We start from the raw sequence: 24,796 nt of genomic DNA on the forward strand, positions 1-24,796 counted from the left end.
TCCTTATTTAATAGGGATAACAACAGCCGGATCTTCCACAGTAGATTGTGTTTCAATGATTTTTTTCAGTCCATAATCATCTTTATCTGCTTGATTGCTAAATAAATCGAGTTCTTTATTTAGCAGTGGATTGCTAATTCCTATCCAATTTGCAATACCATTAGTAAAGTTTAAACCTGATTTAAAGGCTTTGTATTCTTTACGCTGTGTATCATCACTTGAAATTTTAAATAGCGGGATATCATAATGTAATTTACTTCTATCTTTCCCATTTTGGATTAAGATATTTTCTTCTGACATCTCGTGCGATAAACCGTGATCAGATAAATAGATCATTGAAAATGAACGCTGATTATTTTCCTGATTTTTCTGCAATATTTCATAAATACGTTTGATTAATTCATCGGTTTTTTTGATAGATGAAACATAGCAATTCACATTAAAGTAACGTTTTGGTACTTTTTTGTCATCATACATTTTGGGGTAATCGTTTAAACGATCACAAGTAATTGGGTGTGAACCATATAGATGCAAAAAGATAAAACGTTTTCCTGAGGCAGGTTCTGTAATTACTTTTGTAAAATGAGGAATAAGTTCAAAATCGCTCACATTGGAATTTAGTGAATCCCCTGCTTTGGTAAAGATTTTAACGTCGCTTTTATTACCAATAGAGGAAATTGGTGTGTCAAAATTTCCTAAATATCCTTGATTCGAGATCCAATAAGTTTTTATACCTGATGATTTTATTAAGTCAATTAAGGTTAGACTATAGTTTGCTTCCCATTTTTCTGTATCAGGCTTTGTGAGCATTAAGCGTAACGAAGCAATAGTATTCGTTCCACCAGATGTTAAACCATCAATAAGTGTCCCTTTAGCAGAACTCATAAATGGTGTATTGGGAAGCGGGTAGCCATAAGCGTGATGATAATCCTTTCTTGCACTTTCACCCATAATTAAGATGTAATCATCATATCGTGAATTTTCATTTAGAGAGGATTTTCCCCACTTTGATTCAAGGGTTAAATTATTTAGTACATCGAGTTCCTTTTTCACTTTTTCACCAGCGCTATAAAATTCTTGAAAGAATTTAAAAGGTGCGAGGGAGAGAAGCATTAATACAAAAGCACTAATAACAAAGGTTTTATTCTTTAAAAAATGGATTTGGTAACTATTGATAATTTTTTTATAAAAAACAACCGCTAGTATGATAGTTACCCCTGCCAAAATATGCAGCAAAGGGAGTTGTTGTAAAAATTCTCGGCTTTCCATCATATCTGTCGCAAATATGGAAGCGATATATTCATAGGTAGGTTTCCCAAAATTTAATCCGACAGGTGTATAAAGCGCGTAAGCAATACTAATTGGTAGTAGCAGTAGATAATAAGTCCATTTGGAACTTGCGAGAGCTATAATGAGGAAAATACCAAATAGGATCTCAAAAAAAGAAGGAGTTGGGAAAAATCCTGAGCCAATAAGCATTAAATAACTGGCAATTGTTGCCAAAAAAAGAGCAGTAATTATGCTGAAAATTTGTTTAGCATTCATTAGTTAAAATTTTTCAGTTTATCGTTGAGATGGATTGTTCTATAATAGCGTAATTTTGTTTTTAGTCCATACAGTATTAAGAGGCAATTAAAATGAGTAATCCTATTTATAAACGAATTCTTCTCAAGTTAAGCGGAGAGGCACTACAAGGTAGTGAAGGTTTTGGAATCGATCCATCAATTTTAGATCGTATGGCGTTAGAGATTAAAGAATTGCTTGAAGAAGGCGTTGAGGTTGGTGTTGTACTTGGTGGTGGTAACTTATTCCGTGGTGCAAAACTTGCCAAAGCTGGAATGAACCGTGTGGTAGGTGACCATATGGGAATGTTGGCAACCGTAATGAACGGCTTAGCAATGCGTGATGCTTTACATCGTGCAGATGTAAATGCAAAATTAATGTCAGCTTTCCAACTTAATGGTATTTGCGATACTTATAATTGGTCTGAAGCAATTAAGATGTTACGTGAAAAACGTGTAGTTATCTTCTCAGCAGGAACAGGTAGTCCATTCTTTACAACGGATTCAGCAGCTTGTTTACGTGGTATTGAAATTGAAGCTGATGTTGTATTAAAAGCTACGAAAGTTGATGGGGTTTATGATAAAGACCCTGCAAAATATCCAGATGCTAAACTTTATAATAAATTAACCTATGCTGAGGTTATCGACCAAGAATTACAAGTTATGGATTTAGCAGCTTTTACCCTTGCACGTGACCACGGTATGCCGATTCGTGTGTTTAATATGGGTAAACCTGGTGCATTACGTAAAGCAGTCTTCGGTACTGAAGAAGGCACAACTATTACTGAATAATTTTACTTACTCTGTTTTTAAAGGATAAAAAATCAATGATCAACGAAATCAAAAAAGACACACAAGAGCGTATGGAAAAAAGCCTAGAGGCTTTAAAAGGACATATTGCTAAAATTCGTACAGGCCGTGCACAGCCTTCTTTATTAGATGCAATTCAAGTTGAATATTATGGTTCTGCTACACCATTACGCCAAGTGGCCAATGTTGTTGCTGAAGATGCTCGTACATTAGCAGTGAATGTATTTGATAAATCACTCATTTCTGCAGTAGAAAAAGCAATTTTAACTTCAGACTTAGGCTTAAACCCATCATCTGCAGGTACGACAATCCGTGTACCACTTCCACCATTAACAGAAGAGCGTCGTCGTGAATTAATCAAAATTGTAAAAGCAGAAGGTGAGCAAGGTAAAGTTGCAATCCGTAATGTACGTCGTGATGCAAATGATCAAATCAAAGCTTTATTAAAAGATAAAGAAATCAGTGAAAACGAGCAGCACAAGGCTGAAGAAGATATTCAAAAAATTACAGACACTTTTGTTAAAAAAGTTGATGAAGTATTAGCTGCAAAAGAGAAAGAGTTATTAGACTTCTAATTTGTAAGCTTAAATATAAAAAGGAATTTTTCCTCTATATAGCTTGAATAATCTGCACCTTAAACGTTAGGCTAACTAACTAGTTAAGGTGCAGATTTTTTATGACTTGAATTTACAATTTAGGTCCAACATTAGTTGTAGAAGATCAGATTTAATCTTCTACAGGTAATCTTAATTACTTATATTTTTTGTGATATTCACGTTTTAATATTTCTAGCTCTGAAATTGCAATTTTCGCATCTTGTAAATTACCAGCTTGTGCTTGTTCATTGGCTTGTTTAACAATATCGATCAATTTTTGCATACCTACTTGGTAATCTTCAGTTGCTTTTTGATTGCCTTCTACACCATTAGGTAATATAGCCTTTGTTTTTTCGGTAATCGTAATAAAATCTTGCGAAGCAAGTTGAAATTCTTCTGCGGTTTTTGCACGGACTAATTTGTTAGCTTGCATATTCATCTGCATCATTTCCATTTTAATGCTTTGTGCCACAGTTAATGTTGATAATGCACATAATGCTGTTGTTAAAAAGAGTTTAAGTTTCATAATTCCCCACATAAAAATAAAAAGGATTTTAATGTATTAACTTGCCATAAGGCAATATTTCTTAGAAAATATATCGCTTACGCTTCCCACTTTGGGAGGTGCTGACTTGTTATCAGAAAGAGAATTACCTATGACATTAAAATATGCAAAACCTGAGCTACTCTCGCCTGCAGGTTCTTTGAAAAATATGCGTTATGCCTTTGCTTATGGAGCAGATGCGATTTACGCAGGCCAACCACGCTATAGCTTGCGTGTGCGTAATAATGAATTTAATCACGCCAACCTTAAAATTGCGATTGATGAAGCCCACGCATTAGGCAAAAAATTCTACGTGGTAGTGAATATTGCCCCTCACAATTCTAAATTAAAAACCTTTATTAAAGACTTAAAAGTAGTGGTCGATATGGGGCCAGATGCCCTAATTATGTCGGATCCTGGCTTAATTATGCTGGTGCGTGAAAATTTCCCAGAAATGGATATTCACCTTTCCGTGCAAGCGAATGCGGTAAACTGGGCAACGGTAAAATTCTGGCACCAAATGGGCTTAACCCGTGTGATTTTATCCCGTGAATTATCACTAGAAGAAATTGAAGAAATTCGCCAACAAGTACCGGATATGGAGCTTGAAATTTTTGTGCACGGTGCGTTATGTATGGCATATTCTGGGCGTTGCTTGCTTTCGGGATATATCAATAAACGAGATCCGAACCAAGGCACTTGCACCAATGCTTGCCGTTGGGAATATAAAATGGAAGAGGGCAAGGTTGATGAAGTCGGTCAAATCGTACCGAAATATGAGCCTGAAATTGAAGTGAAAAATGTCGCACCAACCTTAGGTACGGGCGAGGCTACAGATAAAGTTTTCCTTTATACGGAATCTCAACGTCCTGATGAGCAAATGACTGCCTTTGAAGACGAACACGGCACTTATTTTATGAACTCAAAAGATTTACGTGCAGTGCAACACGTTGAGCGTTTAACTCAAATGGGGGTTCATTCCCTTAAAATTGAAGGGCGAACAAAATCTTTCTATTATTGTGCCAGAACCGCACAAGTTTACCGCAAAGCGATTGATGATGCCGCAGCCGGTAAACCTTTTGATGAGTCATTATTCGATACCCTTGAAAGCCTTGCACACCGTGGTTATACCGAAGGTTTCTTGCGTCGCCACACTCACGATGAATATCAAAACTATGAATATGGTTATTCTATTTCAGAACGTCAGCAGTTTGTGGGGGAATTTACCGGCAAACGTAATGAGCAAGGAATGGCGGAAGTGGCGGTTAAGAATAAATTCTTAGTTGGCGATTCAGTCGAAATGATGACACCGAAAGGTAACATTGTGTTTAAAATTGAGCGTATGCTCAACCGCAAAAATGAAAATGTGGAAGCGGCATTAGGCGATGGGCATTTTGTCTTTTTAGATGTGCCGGCGGATATTGAGCTAGATTTTGCCTTACTTATGCGTAATTTGGTCAATACTAATACTCGCAATCCGCACCAAGCGTAATATTTGAGGTAAACTCATTAAAGCCACGAAATTAACGTTAGTCGTGGCTTTGTTTTAGGTATAATAACTTGCAAAATTTTTGGAAAATATAACCGCCTGTAAGGAAAGCAAATGCTACGTTTACTCTATATTGGTTTAAGTTATTTATTGCAGCCTTTGGTACTATTTTTAATGTGGTATAAAGGCCGTAAACAGCCTGCTTATCGCAAGCGATTGTGGGAGCGATATGGTATTTATGAACAATCAGATAAACCAGAAGCTAAAGGAGTAATCATTCACGCAGCCTCTGTTGGTGAAGTGATTGCAGTAACCCCGCTAGTGAAAGAAATTATAAAAAAATACCCTAATTTGCCTTTAATTATCACGACAGTAACACCAACAGGATCTGATAGAGTTAAAGCGGCATTTGGTAATTCAGTTTCACACTTCTATTTACCTTACGATCTGCCTGATGCGGTTGAACGTTTTTTGAATTTTATCGATCCTAAATTGATGATCGTAATTGAAACCGAATTATGGCCAAACTTGATCCGAAAGGTAAATTTACGCAATATTCCATTTATTATTGCTAATGCTAGATTATCACCTCGTTCCGCAAAACGTTACGGTTGGGTTAAGCATAGTATTAAAGGAATGTTGAACCAAATTTCTCTGATTATGGCACAAGATGAGGTAAGTAAGGATCGCTATTTAGCATTAGGCTATAATCCTGAAAAAATGGTCAATACGGGAAATCTTAAATTTGACCTAGAAATTACACCAGAACTTCATCAATCGGTGTTAGAAACCAAATCAAGCTTAAATTTAGGGGAAAGGCAGGTTTGGATTGCAGGTAGCACCCACGAGGGCGAAGAAAAGCTAATTTTAGATACACATAAACTATTATTAGAGAAGTACCCTGATTTGCTGCTGATCTTAGTCCCTCGTCACCCTGAGCGTTTTCATTTAGTAAAAATGCTGATTGAAAAATCGGGTTTAAATTATGTAAAACGTTCTGCCAATCAGCCGTTAAGTTCAAATACGCAGGTGTTGTTAGGTGATACGATGGGCGAAATGATGTTGCTATATGGTGTATCAAATATTGCTTTTGTGGGGGGGAGCTTGGTAAAACACGGCGGACATAATCCATTGGAGCCAATCGCCTTTAATATTCCGGTTATTTCCGGCTTATTTACGTATAATTTCCCTGAAATTTTTGCGAAATTACGAGAAGTAAAAGGCGTGATTGAAATTGAAAGCACTCTAGAATCTTTATCTGAAAGTATTTGTCTATTATTGGAAAAACCAGAACTTGGGCAAGAAATTGCACAATCTGGGTATGAAGTATTAAAAGAAAACCAAGGTGCATTAAAACGTCATATTGACCTATTAGCCGCCTATTTAGAGAAGTAAAATGAATTATAATGTAATTTACGCAGGCACATTTGATCCAATTACCAATGGGCATTTAGATATTATCCGAAAAGCCTCCGCTTTATTTGGCAAGGTAATTGTTGCAGTAGCCAAAAACCCTAGCAAACAACCTTTGTTTGAATTGGAAGAACGGGTTGAATTAGTGAAACAAAGTTGTGAAGGTTTAAACAATATTGAGGTTATCGGCTTTAGCGGTTTACTTGCTGATTTTGCGAAAGCACAGAATGCAAAAGTGCTGATTCGGGGGATTCGAGGAGCAGACGATATTGACTACGAAATCCAACTAGCACAACTCAATCAAAAGTTATCGGGTAATTTAGAAACGTTATTTTTCCCCCCTTCGGTGGAATGGCGTTATCTCTCTTCTACTATGGTCAGAGAAATTTACCGACACAATGGCGATATTAGTCAATTTGTACCACAAGCGGTCAAAAAAGCGTTAAAACTTGCAAAAGAATAGGAAATAGAATGAGCCAAGATAAACATAATTTAATTTGGATCGACCTTGAAATGACAGGTTTGGATCCCGAAAAAGAACGCATTATTGAAATTGCGACTATTGTTACCGACAAAGATCTGAATATTTTAGCAGAAGGCCCAGTTCTTGCCGTTCATCAATCTGATGAATTACTGGCTAAAATGAGCGATTGGTGTGTAAAAACCCATACGGCAAATGGTTTGATTGAACGTGTAAAAGCCAGTAAATTAACCGAAAGAGCGGCAGAATTACAAACGATTGATTTTTTAAAACGCTGGGTGCCAAAAGGGGCCTCACCAATTTGCGGCAACAGCATTGCACAAGATAAGCGTTTTCTTTACAAATATATGCCTGATTTGGCAGATTATTTCCACTACCGCCATTTAGATGTCAGCACTTTAAAAGAATTAGCGAGACGCTGGAAGCCTGAAATGCTCGAACAGTTTAAAAAAGGCAATACGCATTTAGCACTAGATGATATTCGTGAATCAATTAACGAACTTAAATTTTATCGGGAACATTTTATTAACTTAGATGAAAATAATGGATAATTCACTCTCTTTTTACTGTGAGAATGAAACTAAATTACTTGAATTTGGTCAATCATTCGCAGTAGAGCTAAAAAAATATTTATTGCAAGATGAAAATCGTGCGTTGGTTATTTATTTAAACGGCGAACTTGGAGCTGGCAAAACAACCTTAACTCGTAGTATTGTAAGAGCATTTGGGCATCAAGGTAATGTAAAAAGTCCAACTTATACCCTTGTGGAAGAGTATCAATTAGCACCAATTAGTGTTTATCATTTTGATCTTTACCGACTTGCTGATCCAGAAGAGCTTGAGTTTATGGGTATTCGAGATTATTTTAAACCGCAAACATTATGTTTGCTTGAATGGGCAATCAAGGGTAAAGGTATGATTCCAGAAGCTGATTTTGTTGTTCAAATTGATTACCGAGATGAAGGAAGAGAACTCACAATTTTCGCACAGAATCAAAAAGCTTTAGAAATTTTAGTAAATTTTAAGAAAAAATAGACCGCTTGTAGGGAAGGAAATGAATAAGGTTATTAAATATTTTATTTTTAGTATATTCAGTTTATTAAGCTTTTCAAGTTTCGCCAAAACCGTGGTGGCGATTGATGCTGGGCACGGTGGAAAAGATCCTGGTGCAATAGGAAAGCGACTTGGTATTCAAGAAAAAAATATTACACTTGCTATTTCAAAAGAACTTAAAGCGTTATTAGATGCAGATCCTAATTTTAAAGCGGTAATGACACGTAGTGGTGATTATTTCATTCAATTACCGCAACGAACCGAAATAGCTCGTAAGCACAAAGCGGAGTTACTTATTTCTATTCACGCAGATTCTTCACCAAAGTCAGATTCGTTAAGAGGGGCATCGGTTTGGGTTCTGTCAAATAGACGCGCAAGTGATGAAATGGGGAAATGGTTGGAAGATCACGAAAAACAATCGGAATTATTAGGCGGTGCGGGTTCTGTTCTCTCAAATAATAATGAACGTTATTTAAACCAAACGGTATTAGATCTACAATTTTCTCACTCACAGCGTTCAGGCTATGAATTAGGTAGAAATATCTTAAATCGAATGGCAAAGGTAACTACACTGGCAAAATCGACTCCGCAACACGCAAGTTTGAGCGTACTGCGTTCGCCAGATATTACGTCTGTATTAATTGAAACAGGATTTTTATCTAATCCAACAGAAGAAGCCAAATTAGCAACAGCTAGCTATCGTAAACAAGTGGCAAGAGCTATTTATAACGGGCTAGTTGCATATCGAGCTAAAAATGCAAAAACGACTTCAGCTCCAACAAAAAATAGTGCTAATGAAGCTAAAAAATCAAATACAGCTAATAAAACAACAAAGAAGACGGAATCTTCAACAAAAGTAAAGCAAACGGAGAAAAACACCTCTAAGAAAGCAGATACTACACAATCTCAAAAAAGAGAGGTAAAAGTTTCATCAACGAATTACCATACTGTCCAAAAAGATGAAACGGTTTATTCTATTGCTCGAGCTTATGGTACAACACCACAAAAAATAAGTGAGTTGAATAAACTAAAAAATTATCAAATTAGAGTTGGGCAGAAGTTAAAGGTAAAATAACTAATAAAGGCTTTTTCAGTATTTTCTGAAGGAGCCTTTAATTTTTTAGTCACTGAACATCTATTTATGCGTAAAATATGCAAGTACTTCTTGCAGATTTGCTTGCATCGTAATTGGATTTAAAGGCTTTTCTGAAATGATAATATGCTCCATTACCGAAATTGATAATATTGCAAATAAGTGAGCCTGAAAATTAATATCTGTATTTGTAAGCAGCATTTGATTGGCATTTACTTCAAGATATTTTCTTTGCACTTCTTTTTGCATATCTCGTTTTAAACTAATACGATGCGTGTCAATTTTCCATAATATACGTAGTGTTTTACGAAGAGTATTAATAATAGGTGCAGCTTTTAATGCAAATTCCATATTTGGAGTAGTGAAACGTTCTTCAAGCAATGGAATGAGCGATTCTATCTTTAATTTTTCAATTATAGCAGTCGCTAAAGCATCTTTATTCATATAATGCTTATAAAAGGTAGAACGATTAATTTTTGATTTATCTAATATATTTTGTACGGTAATATCATCATAGTCAGTATTTTCTAGTAATGAGATAAAAGCTGAATGAATAGTTTCTCTAGTACGAGTAATTCTAGGATCTTCTCTTTTCATTTTATTTTCCGTTGATGGCAGATAAGCAACACTTTATCTTTTTATGTACCCTTAAGCAACATTTTATTGTTTGTTGATGGTTGTTCATAAAATAGTAAATCCTTACACTTTGAAGAGATATAAAATTATAAAAGGACAAGAAAATGAAAAAATTATTGATAGCAACTTTAATCGTTTTCCTTGTTGCAGGTGTTTATTTATGGAAACAGATACAGTCTGAACGTAGTGATTTTGTAGGTATTACTTCTGTAAACGGGCGATTAGAGCTAGAGCGGTTAGATATTGCAACACTTTATGCAGGACGTATTGAAGAAATGTATGTAAAAGAGGGGCAAAATGTTGAAAAAAACGAACCGCTTGTTCGCCTTTCCTCTACGCAATCACAAAGTCAGGTTGAAGCCACAGAAGCCCAAATTGTTGCAGCTCAAGCACAAGTAGAAAGTGCTAAAGCACAAAAATTAAGAGCAGAAGAGGCGGTATCTCGTGCAAATGCTGAAATGAATGCCCAGCAGCAACAAGTAGCAGTGGCTAAATTAGAACTGGATAATGCAAGAAAATTGCGTCGAGATAATTTGATTTCAGCAAGCGAATTAGAGCGTCGCCAGGCTAATTATAAGGCGGCTCAATCGGCGGTAGAAGCGGCTAAAGCTGCGAAAACAGAGGCTCAAGTAGCAGTTAATCAGGCTCAGGCAACTATTTCACAAGCTCAAGCTAATGTTAATCAAGCACAAGCTCAATCTAAACAGGCTAGTTCTCAAAATGATGATATGCTGATTAAAGCACCAATCGCAGGTAGAGTTGAATATAAAATAGCAGATGTTGGTAGCGTTGTTGGAGCGGGAAGCAAGGTGATTAGCTTATTAGATCCGAAAGATGTTTACCTTAACGTATTTTTACCTGCTCATCAGTCGAATAGTCTAAAAATAGGCGATGAAGCTCGCATTAAAATTGATGGAATGGACAATGTTTTTCCTGCCCATATCAGCTATGTTGCATCTAGTGCACAATTTACACCTAAATCAGTAGAAACTGCAGAAGAACGTACAAAATTAATGTTTAAAGTAAAATTACAGGTACCTGAAGATGTCGCACTAAACTACGCAGGGTTATTTAAAGGAGGAATGACGGCAATAGGTTATGTCAAATATGATAATACGGTAGATTGGCCTGAATCCCTTTCTGTAAAATTACCTTAGTGGCGGGTGATATATGTCAGAATATGCAGTAAAAATTACAGATCTCCATCATATTTATGGCAAAACAGTTGCTCTTGAGAATATCTCTCTAAATATTCTCAAAGGAAGTACGGTAGGTTTAATTGGCCCTGATGGTGTGGGAAAATCGACTTTGCTTTCATTGATTGCCGGAGCAAAAATTTTACAGCAAGGAGAAATTAATGTTTTTGGGTTAGATATCGCAAAAGCAAAAGATCGTGAAACACTCACTCATCAAATCGCCTTTATGCCACAAGGCTTAGGAAAAAACCTCTATCTCACCCTATCTATTTACGAAAATGTTGATTTTCACGCCCGAATGTTTGGGCTATCGGCAACTCAGCGAAAAGCCAGAATTAAGCGATTGCTTCAAGCAACAGGGCTATTGCCTTTTGCAGATCGACCGGCAGGCAAGCTTTCCGGTGGGATGAAACAAAAACTTAGCTTATGTTGTGCTTTGGTTCATAGCCCTAATTTACTGATTTTAGATGAACCTACCACAGGCGTTGATCCGCTTTCTCGCCGCCAGTTTTGGCAACTGGTGGAAGAATTACGAACTGAAACACCGGATATGACGGTAATAGTCGCAACCGCTTATATTGATGAAGCAGAAGGATTTGAATATGTATTGGCAATGGATGATGGTAAGCTGATCGTAGATGAAGCTACAAAAGATGTGATTGCTAAAACACAAAGTGAAAATTTAGAACAAGCTTATATAAAATTATTACCGCCGGAAAAACGAGGAGCGGTAAACGGGTTATTCATTCCTCCGTTCGAAGCGCTAAAAAATGAACCGCCAGCTATAACTGCCAAAGGCTTAACCAAAAAATTTGGCGATTTTACCTCTGTGGATAATGTGAGTTTCGAGATCCCCAAAGGCGAGATTTTCGGTTTTTTAGGTTCTAACGGGTGTGGGAAATCGACCACAATGAAAATGCTAACCGGTTTACTTGAACCGACCGAAGGTTCCGCCAGCCTTCTTGGGCAGCCGATCGATGCAAGTGATATTAATACTCGTAAACGAGTGGGCTATATGTCACAAGCCTTTTCTCTTTATGAAGAATTAACCGTTCGAGAAAATCTTGAGCTACACGCCAAGCTCTATCAAATACCGTCTCAAAAATGGACGAGTTATGTGAATGAGGCGATTAATCAATTTGCATTAGCACACTTTTCCGAAGAAAAACCCTCAGCTTTACCTCTTGGTATTCGCCAACGATTACAATTAGCCGCAGCTTGTTTGCATAAGCCGGAAGTGCTTATTTTAGATGAGCCGACATCGGGGGTTGATCCCGCTGCTCGTGATATGTTTTGGGAATACTTAATCAAACTTTCTCGAGAGGATCGCATCACTATTTTTGTTACCACCCATTTTATGAATGAAGCGGAACGTTGTGATCGCATTTCCTTTATGCATAGAGGGCAAGTTTTAGGTGTAGGGACACCAGAGGAATTGCGGCTTGGTAAAAATGCCGAAACCTTAGAAGAGGCTTTTATTACTTATTTGGAAGAACAAGAAGAAACAAGCTCAGAAAATGAGGCAAAGACGCAAAAAATAACGGAAATTACACCATTACAAGCGGTCGAAAAACAAAGTAAATTTGCAAATTGGTTTAGTGTGATTTGGACTTTTGCCGTTCGGGAAGGAAAGGAATTATTACGAGATAATATCCGTTTACTTTTTGCGTTACTTGGTCCGTTAATTATGTTACTGACTATGGGATCAAGTATTTCATTTGATATTAAACCGATGAAATTTGCCGTATTAGATCACGATAACAGCTCGGAAAGCAGAAAGTTAATTGAGGTTTTTAGTGGTTCGCCTTATTTTATTTATCAAGGGAATCTTTATCAGCCGAATGAAATCAATCCGACCATTCAAATGGGTAAAGCAAAATTGGTGCTAGAAATTCCTGAGGATTTCGGGCGAAATTTATTAGCTCAAAATCAGCCTGATATCGGCATTTTTATTGATGGAGCTTTTCCAAGCACTGCAGAAAATTTAAAAGGTTCTGCAACAGGTGTGATAGGGCAATATATGCAGGGGCTATTACAAGAAAACGGCATAGAGGTAAATATGCAATCTCCCACTGAGCCAAGAATGGTTTATAACCAAGATTTCAAAAGTATTTTTGCAATGACTCCTGGCATTATTATGCTAGCAATGATGTTAGTTCCGCCAATGATGACTGCATTAAGTGTGGTGCGGGAGAAAGAAATGGGCACAATTATGAATCTTTATGGTTCACCCGCTTCGCAATTTCAGTTTTTATTAGGCAAACAGCTACCTTATATCGCTCTTTCGTTAATTAGTTATTTAATTATGGTATCAGCAGCCCTTTTGGTATTTGATGTACCCATTAAAGGCTCGATGTCTGCAATGTTTTTGGGTGTGCTATTAGGAATATGTGCTTCTACTGGTTTTGGGTTGTTAGTCTCTAGTTTTGTTAATTCTCAAGTAGCGGCTATCTTTGCGGCTGCTATTATTTCGATTGTGCCGACTATTAATTTTTCAGGAATGATGTATCCAGTTTCACGTTTAGATACGAATATTCAGCTAATTTCTAAAATTTTTCCTGGTGCGTGGTTTCAACAAATTAGTTTAGGTGGCTTCACAAAAGGGCTTGGCTTTACAGATTTTATTCAGCCTTATTTAGCTTTAATACTTATCTATGTTGTCTATCTGGCATTAGCTACTCTTGCCTTGAAAAAACAGGAGAAATAAGATGAACCGTTGGATAAAAAATATCGGATTCCTTACTTTTAAAGAGCTGAAAAGTTTATTTAGTGATAAAGTGTTAGTTGCGTTGATTATTTATATGTTCTCATTCGCTATTATTACTATTGCCAAACAGGGTATGACTGATGTAAAAAATGGCTCGGTCGGTATTATAAATTACGACCATTCAGCTCTTTCTTATCGGTTAAGAGATGCACTAATCCCCCCTTATTTTAAAACGGTTGATGATATAGATTCCAATTCGGTTGATCAATTAATGGACGTTGGAAAATATACCTTTATTATTGAAATTCCACCTAATTACCAACGAGATATGCTTGCAGGAAGAAATCCTCAAGTACAGTTGTTGGTTGATGCAACGGCAATGACGCAAGCAAATATTGGAGCATCTTATATTACTCAGATTTTCCGCCAGGAAATACAAGATTTTATGGGAAATCACTTCAAATTTGAGCCTTTAAAAGCGAGTATCAATGTATTATATAACCCCAATTATACAACTGCTTGGTTTATGGGAACCGCACAAATTGTTGGAAATCTCACCCTACTCACGCTACTTTTAGCCGGCTCTGCAGTTATTCGGGAGCGAGAACGAGGCACGATGGAGCATTTACTTGTAATGCCTGTTGGCTCAAGTGAAATAGCAGTAGCCAAAATTCTAGCTAATGGTTTAGTGTTGCTGAGCGTAGCTTCTCTTTCTTTGAAATTTATCGTATCTGATTTTTTAGGCACCCCGATAAATGCTCAACAAATAATGGCTTTTATGCTAGGAGCGGCTATTTTTCTTTTTTCAATTGCTTCACTTGGCATTCTGTTGGCAGTTTTTGCCCCGACTATGCCACAGTTTGGTCTGTTGTGTATTCCTATCTATATTGTGATGTATATGCTTTCTGGTACTAATTCACCGATAGAAAATATGCCAGAACTGGCACAACAATTAACACAATTTTCTCCTACAACCATTTTAGGTGCTTATGCTCAAGATGTGTTATTTCGCAATGCAGGCTTAGAGTTAGTATGGATCCACTTAGTAAAAATGGCTGTGCTAGGTGTTATATTTTTAAGTATTGCATTAATGCAATTTAAATCAATGTTATCAAGACAAGGATAGAAAATGAAGATTTATAAATTATCAACACTTGCAATATTTACCGCTTTTTTGACCGCTTGCAATACTATCACTGTTGATACTCAATCAATGATTGAAATACCGCTAGAATTTGATCAAGCTAAAGCCGCACAGGGTTCAAGCGAGATTCAACAGTGGTGGAAAAACTGGAATGATCCACAATTAACAATGCTAATCAAACAAGGGCTGGAAAATAATTTAGATATTAAGTTAGCAAAAGCCCGCTTAGCTGAAGCATTGGCAAATAGTTATTACACAGAAGCAGATAAAGGTATTAATATTGGTGCCAGCGGTTCTATTGGTGGAATGATAACAGACATAGATAGTGGTGTAATTAACCCAAAACGTTCTGAATCAGGCAATGCTTATGGTGGTATTTCAGCCTCTTGGGAACCCGATTTTTTTGGTAAAAAACGCAGTGATGCCGATGCTGCACAAGCTGCTGCATTAGCCCAGCAAGAGCAAGTTTATGCGGCTCAATTATTAGTTTCTAGTCAGATTGCTGAAAATTATTTCCGTATTTATGCTACAGAACAGCAACAAGTTCTCTTGCAACAAAATATTCTAACCTTGCAAGAATTACAACGTTATGTGCAAGGTCGTTTTAATGCAGGGCAAGCAACAGGCTATGAAGTGAATGAAATTACAACGCAAATTACCGCATTAAAAGCGAAGCAATCAACATTAAAATCGCAAGCGGATGAATTTCAACGTAATATTGCAACATTGCTGGGTGTTGTGCCTCAAGGCTTTAAAATTGTAAAAAATGGTAATCCATTGGCAAAAATTCCAGCAAGTCCAAGCGGACAAATGCCAAGTAGTGTCATTGAACGTCGCCCGGATTTACGAGCCAATATGCGTCAAGTTGAAGCGAGGGTAGCAAAACTTGCCAGTGCAAAAGCGGATCTATATCCACGTTTTGACATCAATTTTATAGGGCAAGGTGGTTATATTAAACTGAATAATGATTTATCTCATATTTCAGGGTTAGCAAATTTAGTTAGTGTAGGTGTTCAATTACCTATTTTTACCAATGGCAGAATTCAGGCAAATATTGATGCCGAAGATGCTCGCTTAAAAGCCGCAGTGATAGAGTATGACAAAAATCTGTTAAATGCGTTGAGCGAAGTGGATACAGCTTACCAATATCAATTTAGTTTAGCGAAACAAAATAGTTTATTACAAACCTCGCTTCGCCAAGCTCAAAAACAAGCGAAAGATGCTCAAGCACTATTTAAATACGGAGAAAAAACCTTAGATGTCGCTATTCGTGCCAGACTAAATGCCTTGAATTATCAAGAACAACTAATCCAATCACAACTTTCTCAAGCAGTTAGTTTACTCGGCTTATATAAAGCACTTGGCGGCGGTTGGATGTAGTTTACAAGCGGCCAGAAATTATAGATTTTTGCAAAACTTTATAAAAAAATGCCCGCTTATTGATTATATTTATACTTTAAATATAGCTAATAATTCTAAAAGTTTAATGTATACTTGAAACTTTTTCTAAATTTATATAAGGTTTAAAATATAAATTCGAAGGAGTGGATTATGAAAAAAGATCTCATCTACCGCAAACGCTACTTGGAGCGAGTGCGTCCGTTTATAGGCAAATCATTGATTAAAGTGTTCACCGGACAACGTCGTGTGGGGAAGAGCTATTTGCTGTTTCAGATTATACAAGAAATTCAAGCTAGTGATAGTCAAGCCAATATTATTTATATCAACAAAGAAGATTTAGCTTTTTCGCATCTTAAAACTGCACAAGATTTAGCAGAGTTTGTGCTTGCTAAGAAAAAAAATCGTCAAAAAAATTATATTTTTATTGATGAAATTCAAGAAATTAGCGAATTTGAAATAGCCCTTCGCTCATTACTATTAGATGAGGAACTGGATTTATATTGCACTGGTAGCAATGCCCATTTGCTTTCCCGTGATATTGCTGGTAGTTTGAGCGGGCGGGCGATTGAAATTAACGTGCATTCACTTTCTTACTTTGAATTTTTGGAATTTATGCGACTGGAAGACAGTGATAAAGCGATGTCACAGTTTCTGAAATACGGTGGCTTACCTTATTTAAAAGATTTGCCACTGCAAGACAATATTGTATTTGAATATTTACGCAATATCTATTCCACTATTGCCATACGTGATATTGTGAACCGCTATGCCTTGCGTAACGTGCTGTTTTTAGAACAACTCACGCAATTTTTTGCTAGCAATATCGGCAATCTATTTTCGGCGAAAAAAATCAGCGATTTTCTCAAATCGCAAAAAATCAATTCTAATACCGTGCAAGTACAAAACTATGCTGAATATCTTGCCAATGCCTTTTTAATCCACAAAGTGCCACGCTATGACATTGAAGGCAAGCGTCTTTTTGAAATTGGTGAGAAATACTATTTTGAAGATTTAGGTTTACGCAACGCTTTAATTGGTTATCGAGTGCAAGATCGAGGAAAGTTATTAGAAAATACGATTTTCAACCATCTAAAAATTGCAGGCTACGATGTAAAAATCGGCCGGCTTGGCACACAAGAAATCGACTTCGTTGCTGAAAAAGATGGTGAACGTATTTACGTGCAAGCCACATTAACGATTAACGAAGAAAAAACGTTGGAAAGAGAATTTGGCAACCTGTTAAAAATTCAAGATAACTACCCGAAATATGTAGTAACAATGGATGAATTTGATGGAAATACGTTTGAAGGGGTGGAGTGTTTGAGTTTGAGAGGGTTTTTGGGTATTCTGAATAAATAATTGGCTCTATTTAAAATTAAAGTATCCGATGCAGGAGATTATATATGTCTAGTAATGAAATAAGAATGTATACTCCAAATTTTGACGATGATAATACTGATTTTTTAATCAGATATGTAAAATCAAAAGCCTATTACAGAGAAGCTATCCAGATAAGTTTGGATAATTGTGCGATCCAACGTATGGAACGTTTAACCGAACAATCCACACTAGATGATGTAAAAAAGGTTGGTTTATATCCGTTGTACAGATTGCTTAATGAATGCCCCAATATACTTATATCTGCACTAGGTCTGAATGAAATGCCTAGTTGCTATGTTCCTAATGCCAGAAAAGCATATAATTTATTTTGTGAAAAATTTTGGAAAGGACATCAAGACGATCCTCTAGCAACAAATAAAATTATTATTGAGAATGAAGGAAAATTTATTTTTTCGAATCTTAGCATAAATGAAAAGAAAGCATTAGGTTCTTTTTATTTGCCTTATTTACTTATCCAACAAATTTATAAGTCAGGTTCTGATATATCAGGGATCAAAAAATTTGAAAAATATTTATATGGTATTTCTTTTTATTTAGATATGATTTCAGGATTTGAAATGGAGGTTGCAAAATATGCCTTTTGGGACATAGGAGAAAAAGAAATTCATAATCTACCAGAAGAAATACGTAATCGCAGAAGACGAATTAAGAATAATTTTTGCAAGGAAAAAAATTCTTGGGAATCGATACAAGCAACAGCTATGAATGCGGCAATGGATACATATTGGATTCGATGTATAGGTTTTGGCACAGATAAAAAAGAAAAATTACCTAATGGATATACTATTTCAGAGCATTGGTTAGCAACAAATGATGATAAGCTTTACGTTATAGCAAATGACATCAAACCTATAAAAACAGTGAAAGGTTTTGGGTATTCGATTGAAACAGTTAGAGAGATTGAATTATTAAAATTTTCTTATTGGAACGAAGTTGATAAATTAGCTAACAATTTATTAGAAACTAGAAAATTTCAACAAAGCAAATTTAACTCAAAAATAGAAAATATTGAAAAATCTGTTTTAGGGATAGAACTAGAAATAAAAAAATATCTAGATTTAAATAGATATCGTCTGAAAAAACAATTTTAAAACAACATTTCTATTCCCACAAGCGGTTAAATTTTGTAAAGAATTTGCAAAAATTATTAGCTAAATCTAATTAAAAGGGCTGAATCTGATAAGATATCGGAAACAGCCCTTTAAGTGCTAATCTAGTTTTTAGAATCAGCTAAATAATTTATTCGCCATAAAATGCTTTTTTCATTATCTCTTCCATATCCTCGATCATTGCTAAACGAGGGTTAGCTGGTGTACATTGGTCTTCAAAAGCGTTAAGGGATAGCTCACGAAGTGAAGCAATAAACTCTTTCTCTGGTACACCTTGCTCTTTGAGAGACATTTTTACTCCACAGCGTACGGCTAAATCGTGAACGGCTTTAGCATAAGATTCTACCGCTTGCTCTGGGGTTTCCGCCGGTAAGCCTAGCATTCTAGCAATATCTTGGAAGCGAATGTCTGCCACATAGTTTGTGTATTTCGGCCAAGTTGCGACTTTAGTTGGACGTGTGCCGTTATAGCGAATCACGTGTGGGAGTAGAATGGCATTAGTACGTCCGTGAATAGTGTGGAATTTACCACCGATTTTGTGTGCCATTGAGTGGCAAATACCTAAGAATGCGTTGGCAAATGCCATTCCTGCCATTGTTGAAGCATTGTGCATTTTTTCACGAGCGGCTTCGTCAAACTCTTTAACGGATTTTTCAAGATTTTCAAACACTAATTTGATGGCTTGTAAGGCTAAACCGTCGGTGTAGTCGTTTGCTAAAATTGAGGTATAAGCCTCTGTTGCGTGGGTTAGTACGTCTAAGCCAGTATCAGCAGCAACGTGCGATGGCACAGACATTACTAATGCAGGATCGACAATCGCAATCGTTGGGGTTAGCGAGTAGTCTGCAAGCGGATATTTAATATCGCCATCGGTAATTACCGCAAATGGAGTTACTTCTGAACCTGTACCAGAAGTGGTTGGAATACCGACAAATTTTGCTTTACGCCCTAATTGTGGGAATTTGAATGCACGTTTGCGGATATCCATAAATTTTTGTACTAAATCACGGAAATCGACTTCTGGTTGTTCATAGAATAACCACATAATTTTCGCAGCGTCCATTGGCGAACCACCACCTAATGCAATAATAGTATCCGGTTGGAAACTACGCATTAAATCTGTACCACGTTGTACAGTTTGCAGGCTTGGGTTTGGTTCAACATCGGTAAAGAGTTGAATCATCACTTGGTTACGACGTTGGCGTAACTGTTCGGTAATTCTATCGACAAAACCTAAATCCACCATTGAACGGTCGGTTACGATCATCACTTTATGCACATCGTGCATAGATTGTAAATATTGAATTGAATCACGTTCAAAGTAGATTTTTGATGGTACTTTAAACCATTGCATATTATTTCTCCGTCTGCCCACACGTTTGATATTAAGTAAGTTTACTGCACTAACATTATTCCCTACAGAGTTTTTGCCGTAAGAACCACAACCTAATGTTAGAGATGGAAGGAAGGAGTTATAAACATCGCCGATACCACCAAATGTAGATGGCGAATTCCAAATAACACGAATCGCTTTGACTCGTTCACCAAATATTTTTGCTAACTCTTTATTTTCAGTGTGGATTGCCGCACTGTGTCCTAAGCCGTGGAAATTGACCATTGCTTCAGATAATTCTAAGCCGTGTTCGGTTGAGTTAGATTTAAGTAAAGCAAGCACAGGAGAAAGTTTTTCACGAGTAAGCGGTTCGCCTTCGCCAACAAATGCACATTCTGCTAAAAGAATATTGGTTTTTGCCGGTACGCTAAAACCTGCTTGTTCTGCAATCCAAGCTGCAGGTTTACCAACTACCGCTGCATTTAATTTAGCCCCTGCACAGTTTTCATCTTTGGCTTTATCTACACCAAAGATGTATTTCTCAAGCAGGGCTTTCTCTTTTTTATTCACGAGATAAACACCGTAAGATTGCATCTCTTTTACAAAATCGGCATAGATTTCTTTATCGACAATAGCGGCTTGTTCTGAAGCACAAATCATTCCGTTATCGAATGATTTTGACATCACAATATCGTAAACCGCTTGTTTTAATTTTGCCGTTTTTTCAACATAGGCTGGCACATTACCCGCTCCAACACCTAATGCAGGTTTACCGCAAGAGTAAGCAGCTTCCACCATTGCATTACCGCCTGTGGCTAAAATAGTTGCAATACCAGGGTGTTTCATTAGTGCGGAGGTTCCTTCCATAGAAGGTTGTGTAATCCATTGTACACAGTTTTCAGGTGCACCGGCTGCAACCGCAGCGTCACGAACAATTTGTGCAGCGTGAGCGGAAGATTGTTGAGCAGATGGGTGGAAAGCAAAAACAATGGGGTTACGAGTTTTGAGAGCGATAAGAGCTTTGAAGATAGTAGTTGAGGTAGGGTTCGTTGTTGGGGTAATTCCACAGACAACACCAACTGGGTCGGCAATTTCGGTAATACCTGAAACATCATCTTCACTAATCACACCTGCCGTTTTCAAATGTCGCATATTATTGACAACATACTCACAGGCAAACAGGTTTTTAGTGGCTTTATCTTCAAAGACCCCTCGTCCGGTTTCTTCAAAGGCGTGCATTGCTAAAATGCCGTGTTTATCTAACGCTGCAACAGAAGCTTTTGCAACAATGAAATCTACTTGTTCTTGATTGAGCATTCTAAACTCATCAAGTGCTTTCAAGCCTTTTGTAACAAGCTCATTGACTTCTGCTTGGGCATCATATGGTTGAGTATTTTTAGCCATAGTTTGGTTCCTCATAAAGTTTAAATTTGATAATTTTTTTAACTGATGAAATTATTACCCAAAAGAGTTATTTTGTCGCCAAAAATTAGTATTGTTTTATCATTGCCTTGACATAGATCAAAGTTTATAAAATGGCATATATGCTCTAAAAAGTAGTTACTTCTAATAGTAACCCCTTTTTTATATTTGATTGTGGTGTAACCAAAAGTAAAAAGGTGTGTTTTTTTGATAAATAACAAATAGAAGTTAGTGATTAGTTTTGGCAGTTAAGCTAAAAAGTGATAGGATAAACCATTAAATATAGTGTTTAAATTTAGAGATTTATGAAAGATATTTTACGTATTGCAACTCGTCAAAGCCCTTTAGCTTTATGGCAAGCCAACTTTGTAAAAAGTGAGTTAGAAAAACATTTTCCGCAATTATCGGTTGAATTAGTTACAATGGTAACAAAAGGTGATGTGATTTTAGATACACCGCTGGCAAAAATTGGTGGGAAAGGTTTGTTTGTTAAAGAGTTAGAATTAGCTCTATTAGAAAATCGAGCCGATATTGCCGTTCATTCAATGAAAGATGTGCCGATGACCTTCCCTGAAGGCTTAGGATTAGCGGTTATTTGTGAGCGTGAAGATCCAAGAGATGCGTTCGTTTCAAATAAATACCAGAGTTTAGATGAATTACCGAAAGGGGCAGTGGTGGGAACATCAAGTTTACGTCGCCAATGCCAATTAATGGCAAAATATCCTCAGTTGGAGGTTAAATCTTTACGTGGGAATGTCGGTACTCGCTTAAGTAAGCTAGATAATGGCGAGTATGATGCAATTATTTTGGCATCTGCTGGTCTAATTCGTTTAGGGTTAAAAGAACGAATTCGTAGTTATATTTCCGTTGAACAATCATTGCCAGCTGCTGGGCAAGGTGCAGTTGGTATTGAAACAAGAATTAATGATGAGCGGATTTTAAATTATGTTGCAAAATTAAATCATAATTCGACCGCTTGTTGTGTAATGGCTGAGCGAGCAATGAATACCCGATTACAAGGTGGTTGCCAAGTACCAATCGGTGGTTTTGCAACTTTAGATGGTAATGAGCTTACTTTAAATGCATTAGTGGGTGCCTTAGATGGTTCGCAAATTATTAGAGCATCTGGCAAAGCTGATATTAAAGATGCTGAGCAGTTAGGGATCTCAGTTGCGGAACAGTTATTAGCACAAGGTGCTGATAAAATCTTAGCTGAAGTGTATAAAGATAACGAATAAAAAATAAAATGAATGTACTTGTTACACGACCTGATAGTAGAGGGCAAGAATTAGTTGATATGTTGAATGAAAAGCAAATTTTTGCTATTCATCAACCACTATTTATCATTGAGGCAGGGCAAGAACTACCGTTATTACCTACCGTGCTTTCTAGCCTTAATTCAGGTGATTATGTATTTGCAGTATCTACAAATGCGGTAGATTATGCAGTTAAAACATTAAGTGATACAGGTTTTCATTTTAGAACTGATTTGAAGTATTTTGCAGTAGGGCAACGAACAGCTAAATATTTTTCTGAAAAAGCCCAACAAGCGGTTATTTATCCGATAGATTCAGAAAATAGTGAAGGTGTATTAGAATTACCCGAAATGCAAATGCTGCAAGATAAAACAATTCTTATTTTAAGAGCGAATTCTGGGCGAGAATTGTTAGCTGAAAAAGCAATTCAACGGGGAGCAAGTATTCAATATTTGGAATGTTATCGTAGAGAACCCGTTAAAGAAGATATTCCTGAAAAATTAAGTTTATGTAAACGATTAGGTGTTGATACAATTATTGTTACCAGTAGTGAAATATTGGCTTTATTATATGAACAAACAAAAGCGGACAATCGTCAGTGGTTATTGGATTGTCACTTGGTTGTTGTCAGTCAGCGTATTGCAAAAATTGCAAAACAGATGGGGTGGCAATCAGATAAAATAATTTTATCTGATAAAGCAGATAACGTGAGTTTAATGAATACATTATTATTTAAATTTGACAAATCTAACTAAAACTAAGGTGGTGAGCATGTCAAGACAGAAGCAACATAAACAAAAAGAAGTTATTGTCGAAAATAAAGTTGAAGAAACTGTAGAAAATACTGAACAAGCGGTTGATTCTGCAGAAACTTTTGCAAAAAAAGATATTAAGGATGATGTTGTGAGTGAAGCACAAGAGAAAGATGTTGAAATTCCAGTAGATGAAAAAAAAGCATCTGAAGAACAGCCGTTAGCACAAAAAGAAGTCGTTAAGCAAAAATCAGGCGGGAAAGGCTTGGCTCTAGTTGCTTTGTTGGTTGCTCTTGCCGTAGGTGGTGCAGGCCATTTTATGGCAAATAAAAAATTTGCAGAGGTTGAAGCTCAACTTCAGGAGGTTTCGGCTAAAGCAAATCAGCCATCTTCATCTCAAAATGTAGTTGAAATGCCAAGTTTTGATGCTGAAAAAGCACAAATTGCAGAACTAACAACCAATTATCAAAAAGCATTAGAGCGAATCAACCAGCTAGAAACTGCACAATCAGGTTATACACAGAAGATTAATGGTTTACAGTTACAACTACAAAAGTTAAATACTATTTCTAGTGCTGATAATTCTGCTTGGTTATTATCTGAAGCTGATTTCCTGCTTAATAATGCTCTGCGTAAAGTTGTATTGGATAATGATATTGATACAGCTAAAAATCTTTTAGTTGAGGCAGATCAGGTACTATCCCAAGTGCCAAAAGCAACAAATATTCGTGAAGCAATAAAATCAGATCTAAATACCTTATCAAATATCAATAATATTGATCAAAATGCATTAATGCAACGAGTCGCTAATTTAACAACGAGATTGGACGATTTACCAATTTTAGAGAATGAGCAAACTCAAGGTTCAAATTCAAATAATCAAGTAACAGACTCTATTGATGATTGGCAATCAAATTTAGAAAAAAATGCGACATCGTTCTTAGATCATTTTATCCGTGTATCTAAACGTAATATTGCAGATGAAAAGGCATTTGTTGCACCAAATCAAGAAATTTATTTACGTGAGAATATCCGTTTACGCTTACAAATTGCGATTTTAGCCATTCCTCGCCAACAAAATGAACTATACACAAAATCATTACAAACTGTTGGTGCTTGGGTAAGAAGTTATTTTGAAACCTCAAATGAAAATGTGAAAAATTTCTTAAAAGAGGTAGATGAATTAGCGGAACAAACTATTTATATTGATGCTCCGAACTCATTGCAGAGTTTGAAAGTACTAGAGCAACAAATTAATAAAGCACCACAAACAATAGAAAAAGTGGAAATTAAAGCTGAGCAAGAATTAGATCAAGCTGAGCCTGTAAAAGAAAATACACCTTCTGAGCAAGCTCCAGCAGAAGCGTCTTCATCAGAATCTTCAGCACAATAAAGGAG

The 24,796-nt window shown here is 36.5% G+C and carries 21 protein-coding genes; 17 read left to right on the top strand and 4 right to left on the bottom strand.

Annotation, left to right across the window (positions count from 1 at the left end; genetic code table 11):
* Nucleotides 1-3: 3 nt before the first annotated feature.
* On the bottom strand, nucleotides 4-1,545 hold the full coding sequence (locus PTQ27_RS04110) for a phosphoethanolamine transferase (protein WP_273747951.1): 1,542 nt from the start codon (nucleotides 1,543-1,545) through the stop codon (nucleotides 4-6).
* Between the two features lie 92 nt (nucleotides 1,546-1,637).
* On the opposite strand from PTQ27_RS04110, the gene pyrH reads away from it, so the two are divergent.
* Together pyrH and frr are read left to right on the top strand one after the other, a co-directional pair.
* Nucleotides 1,638-2,354 carry a UMP kinase gene (gene pyrH / locus PTQ27_RS04115; RefSeq protein ID WP_273747950.1) on the top strand — a complete coding sequence of 239 codons (717 nt, stop codon included), beginning with the start codon at nucleotides 1,638-1,640 and terminating at the stop codon, nucleotides 2,352-2,354.
* Nucleotides 2,355-2,389: 35 nt separating this feature from the next.
* On the top strand, nucleotides 2,390-2,947 hold the full coding sequence (gene frr, locus PTQ27_RS04120) for a ribosome recycling factor (protein ID WP_273747949.1): 558 nt from the start codon (nucleotides 2,390-2,392) through the stop codon (nucleotides 2,945-2,947).
* Between the two features lie 175 nt (nucleotides 2,948-3,122).
* Here frr and PTQ27_RS04125 read toward each other — a convergent pair whose 3' ends face one another.
* Nucleotides 3,123-3,494: a cytochrome b562 gene (locus PTQ27_RS04125; RefSeq protein ID WP_273747948.1), complete on the bottom strand. Its 372-nt coding sequence runs from the start codon at nucleotides 3,492-3,494 to the stop codon at nucleotides 3,123-3,125.
* Between the two features lie 130 nt (nucleotides 3,495-3,624).
* On the opposite strand from PTQ27_RS04125, the gene trhP reads away from it, so the two are divergent.
* The 6 genes from trhP (at nucleotide 3,625) to PTQ27_RS04155 (ending at nucleotide 9,023) form a co-directional block, all read left to right on the top strand.
* Entirely contained in the window at nucleotides 3,625-5,004 is a 1,380-nt protein-coding gene (trhP, locus tag PTQ27_RS04130; protein WP_273747947.1) for a prephenate-dependent tRNA uridine(34) hydroxylase TrhP, read from the top strand.
* 111 nt (nucleotides 5,005-5,115) lie between these two features.
* Complete coding sequence (gene waaA, locus PTQ27_RS04135; RefSeq protein WP_273771111.1) at nucleotides 5,116-6,396, top strand: lipid IV(A) 3-deoxy-D-manno-octulosonic acid transferase; 1,281 nt, start codon at nucleotides 5,116-5,118, stop codon at nucleotides 6,394-6,396.
* Nucleotide 6,397: 1 nt separating this feature from the next.
* Nucleotides 6,398-6,877: a pantetheine-phosphate adenylyltransferase gene (gene coaD / locus PTQ27_RS04140; protein ID WP_273747945.1), complete on the top strand. Its 480-nt coding sequence runs from the start codon at nucleotides 6,398-6,400 to the stop codon at nucleotides 6,875-6,877.
* Nucleotides 6,878-6,885: 8 nt separating this feature from the next.
* Nucleotides 6,886-7,446 (top strand): oligoribonuclease, encoded by a 561-nt coding sequence (orn, locus tag PTQ27_RS04145; RefSeq protein ID WP_273747944.1) that lies wholly within the window; start codon nucleotides 6,886-6,888, stop codon nucleotides 7,444-7,446.
* The gene (tsaE, locus tag PTQ27_RS04150) at nucleotides 7,439-7,930 is read left to right on the top strand and encodes a tRNA (adenosine(37)-N6)-threonylcarbamoyltransferase complex ATPase subunit type 1 TsaE (protein WP_273747943.1); all 492 of its coding nucleotides are present in this window, start codon (nucleotides 7,439-7,441) and stop codon (nucleotides 7,928-7,930) included. The genes orn and tsaE overlap by 8 nt, the downstream gene beginning before the upstream one ends.
* 19 nt (nucleotides 7,931-7,949) lie before the next feature.
* Entirely contained in the window at nucleotides 7,950-9,023 is a 1,074-nt protein-coding gene (locus PTQ27_RS04155) for an N-acetylmuramoyl-L-alanine amidase (protein ID WP_273747942.1), read from the top strand.
* Nucleotides 9,024-9,083: 60 nt separating this feature from the next.
* Here the strand turns inward: PTQ27_RS04155 and PTQ27_RS04160 are convergent, their stop codons facing one another.
* A complete protein-coding gene (locus PTQ27_RS04160) occupies nucleotides 9,084-9,638 on the bottom strand; it encodes a TetR/AcrR family transcriptional regulator (protein ID WP_273747941.1) in 555 nt (184 codons plus the stop codon).
* A gap of 143 nt (nucleotides 9,639-9,781) precedes the next feature.
* Here PTQ27_RS04160 and PTQ27_RS04165 point away from each other — a divergent pair, with 143 nt between their 5' ends.
* The 6 genes from PTQ27_RS04165 (at nucleotide 9,782) to PTQ27_RS04190 (ending at nucleotide 18,617) form a co-directional block, all read left to right on the top strand.
* A complete protein-coding gene (locus PTQ27_RS04165; protein ID WP_273747940.1) occupies nucleotides 9,782-10,834 on the top strand; it encodes an HlyD family secretion protein in 1,053 nt (350 codons plus the stop codon).
* A gap of 13 nt (nucleotides 10,835-10,847) precedes the next feature.
* Complete coding sequence (gene rbbA / locus PTQ27_RS04170; protein WP_273747939.1) at nucleotides 10,848-13,580, top strand: ribosome-associated ATPase/putative transporter RbbA; 2,733 nt, start codon at nucleotides 10,848-10,850, stop codon at nucleotides 13,578-13,580.
* Between the two features lies 1 nt (nucleotide 13,581).
* Nucleotides 13,582-14,706: an ABC transporter permease gene (locus PTQ27_RS04175; protein WP_273747938.1), complete on the top strand. Its 1,125-nt coding sequence runs from the start codon at nucleotides 13,582-13,584 to the stop codon at nucleotides 14,704-14,706.
* Nucleotides 14,707-14,709: 3 nt separating this feature from the next.
* Nucleotides 14,710-16,104 (top strand): efflux transporter outer membrane subunit, encoded by a 1,395-nt coding sequence (locus PTQ27_RS04180; RefSeq protein WP_273747937.1) that lies wholly within the window; start codon nucleotides 14,710-14,712, stop codon nucleotides 16,102-16,104.
* A 171-nt stretch (nucleotides 16,105-16,275) separates the two neighbouring features.
* On the top strand, nucleotides 16,276-17,484 hold the full coding sequence (locus PTQ27_RS04185) for an ATP-binding protein (protein WP_273747936.1): 1,209 nt from the start codon (nucleotides 16,276-16,278) through the stop codon (nucleotides 17,482-17,484).
* A 44-nt stretch (nucleotides 17,485-17,528) separates the two neighbouring features.
* Nucleotides 17,529-18,617, top strand: a complete 1,089-nt coding sequence (locus PTQ27_RS04190; protein ID WP_273747935.1) for a hypothetical protein — start codon at nucleotides 17,529-17,531, stop codon at nucleotides 18,615-18,617.
* A gap of 148 nt (nucleotides 18,618-18,765) precedes the next feature.
* Here PTQ27_RS04190 and adhE read toward each other — a convergent pair whose 3' ends face one another.
* A complete protein-coding gene (gene adhE / locus PTQ27_RS04195) occupies nucleotides 18,766-21,372 on the bottom strand; it encodes a bifunctional acetaldehyde-CoA/alcohol dehydrogenase (protein ID WP_273747934.1) in 2,607 nt (868 codons plus the stop codon).
* A gap of 323 nt (nucleotides 21,373-21,695) precedes the next feature.
* On the opposite strand from adhE, the gene hemC reads away from it, so the two are divergent.
* Genes hemC through PTQ27_RS04210 form a run of 3 tightly spaced genes read left to right on the top strand, consistent with a single transcriptional unit; the run spans nucleotide 21,696 to nucleotide 24,791 of the window.
* Nucleotides 21,696-22,628 (top strand): hydroxymethylbilane synthase, encoded by a 933-nt coding sequence (hemC, locus tag PTQ27_RS04200; protein WP_273747933.1) that lies wholly within the window; start codon nucleotides 21,696-21,698, stop codon nucleotides 22,626-22,628.
* Between the two features lie 8 nt (nucleotides 22,629-22,636).
* On the top strand, nucleotides 22,637-23,401 hold the full coding sequence (locus PTQ27_RS04205; RefSeq protein WP_273747932.1) for a uroporphyrinogen-III synthase: 765 nt from the start codon (nucleotides 22,637-22,639) through the stop codon (nucleotides 23,399-23,401).
* A 16-nt stretch (nucleotides 23,402-23,417) separates the two neighbouring features.
* Entirely contained in the window at nucleotides 23,418-24,791 is a 1,374-nt protein-coding gene (locus tag PTQ27_RS04210) for a uroporphyrinogen-III C-methyltransferase (RefSeq protein WP_273747931.1), read from the top strand.
* The last annotated feature ends 5 nt before the right edge of the window (nucleotides 24,792-24,796 follow it).

The organism is Mannheimia cairinae, assembly GCF_028649535.1.
Classification (GTDB): domain Bacteria; phylum Pseudomonadota; class Gammaproteobacteria; order Enterobacterales; family Pasteurellaceae; genus Mannheimia; species Mannheimia cairinae.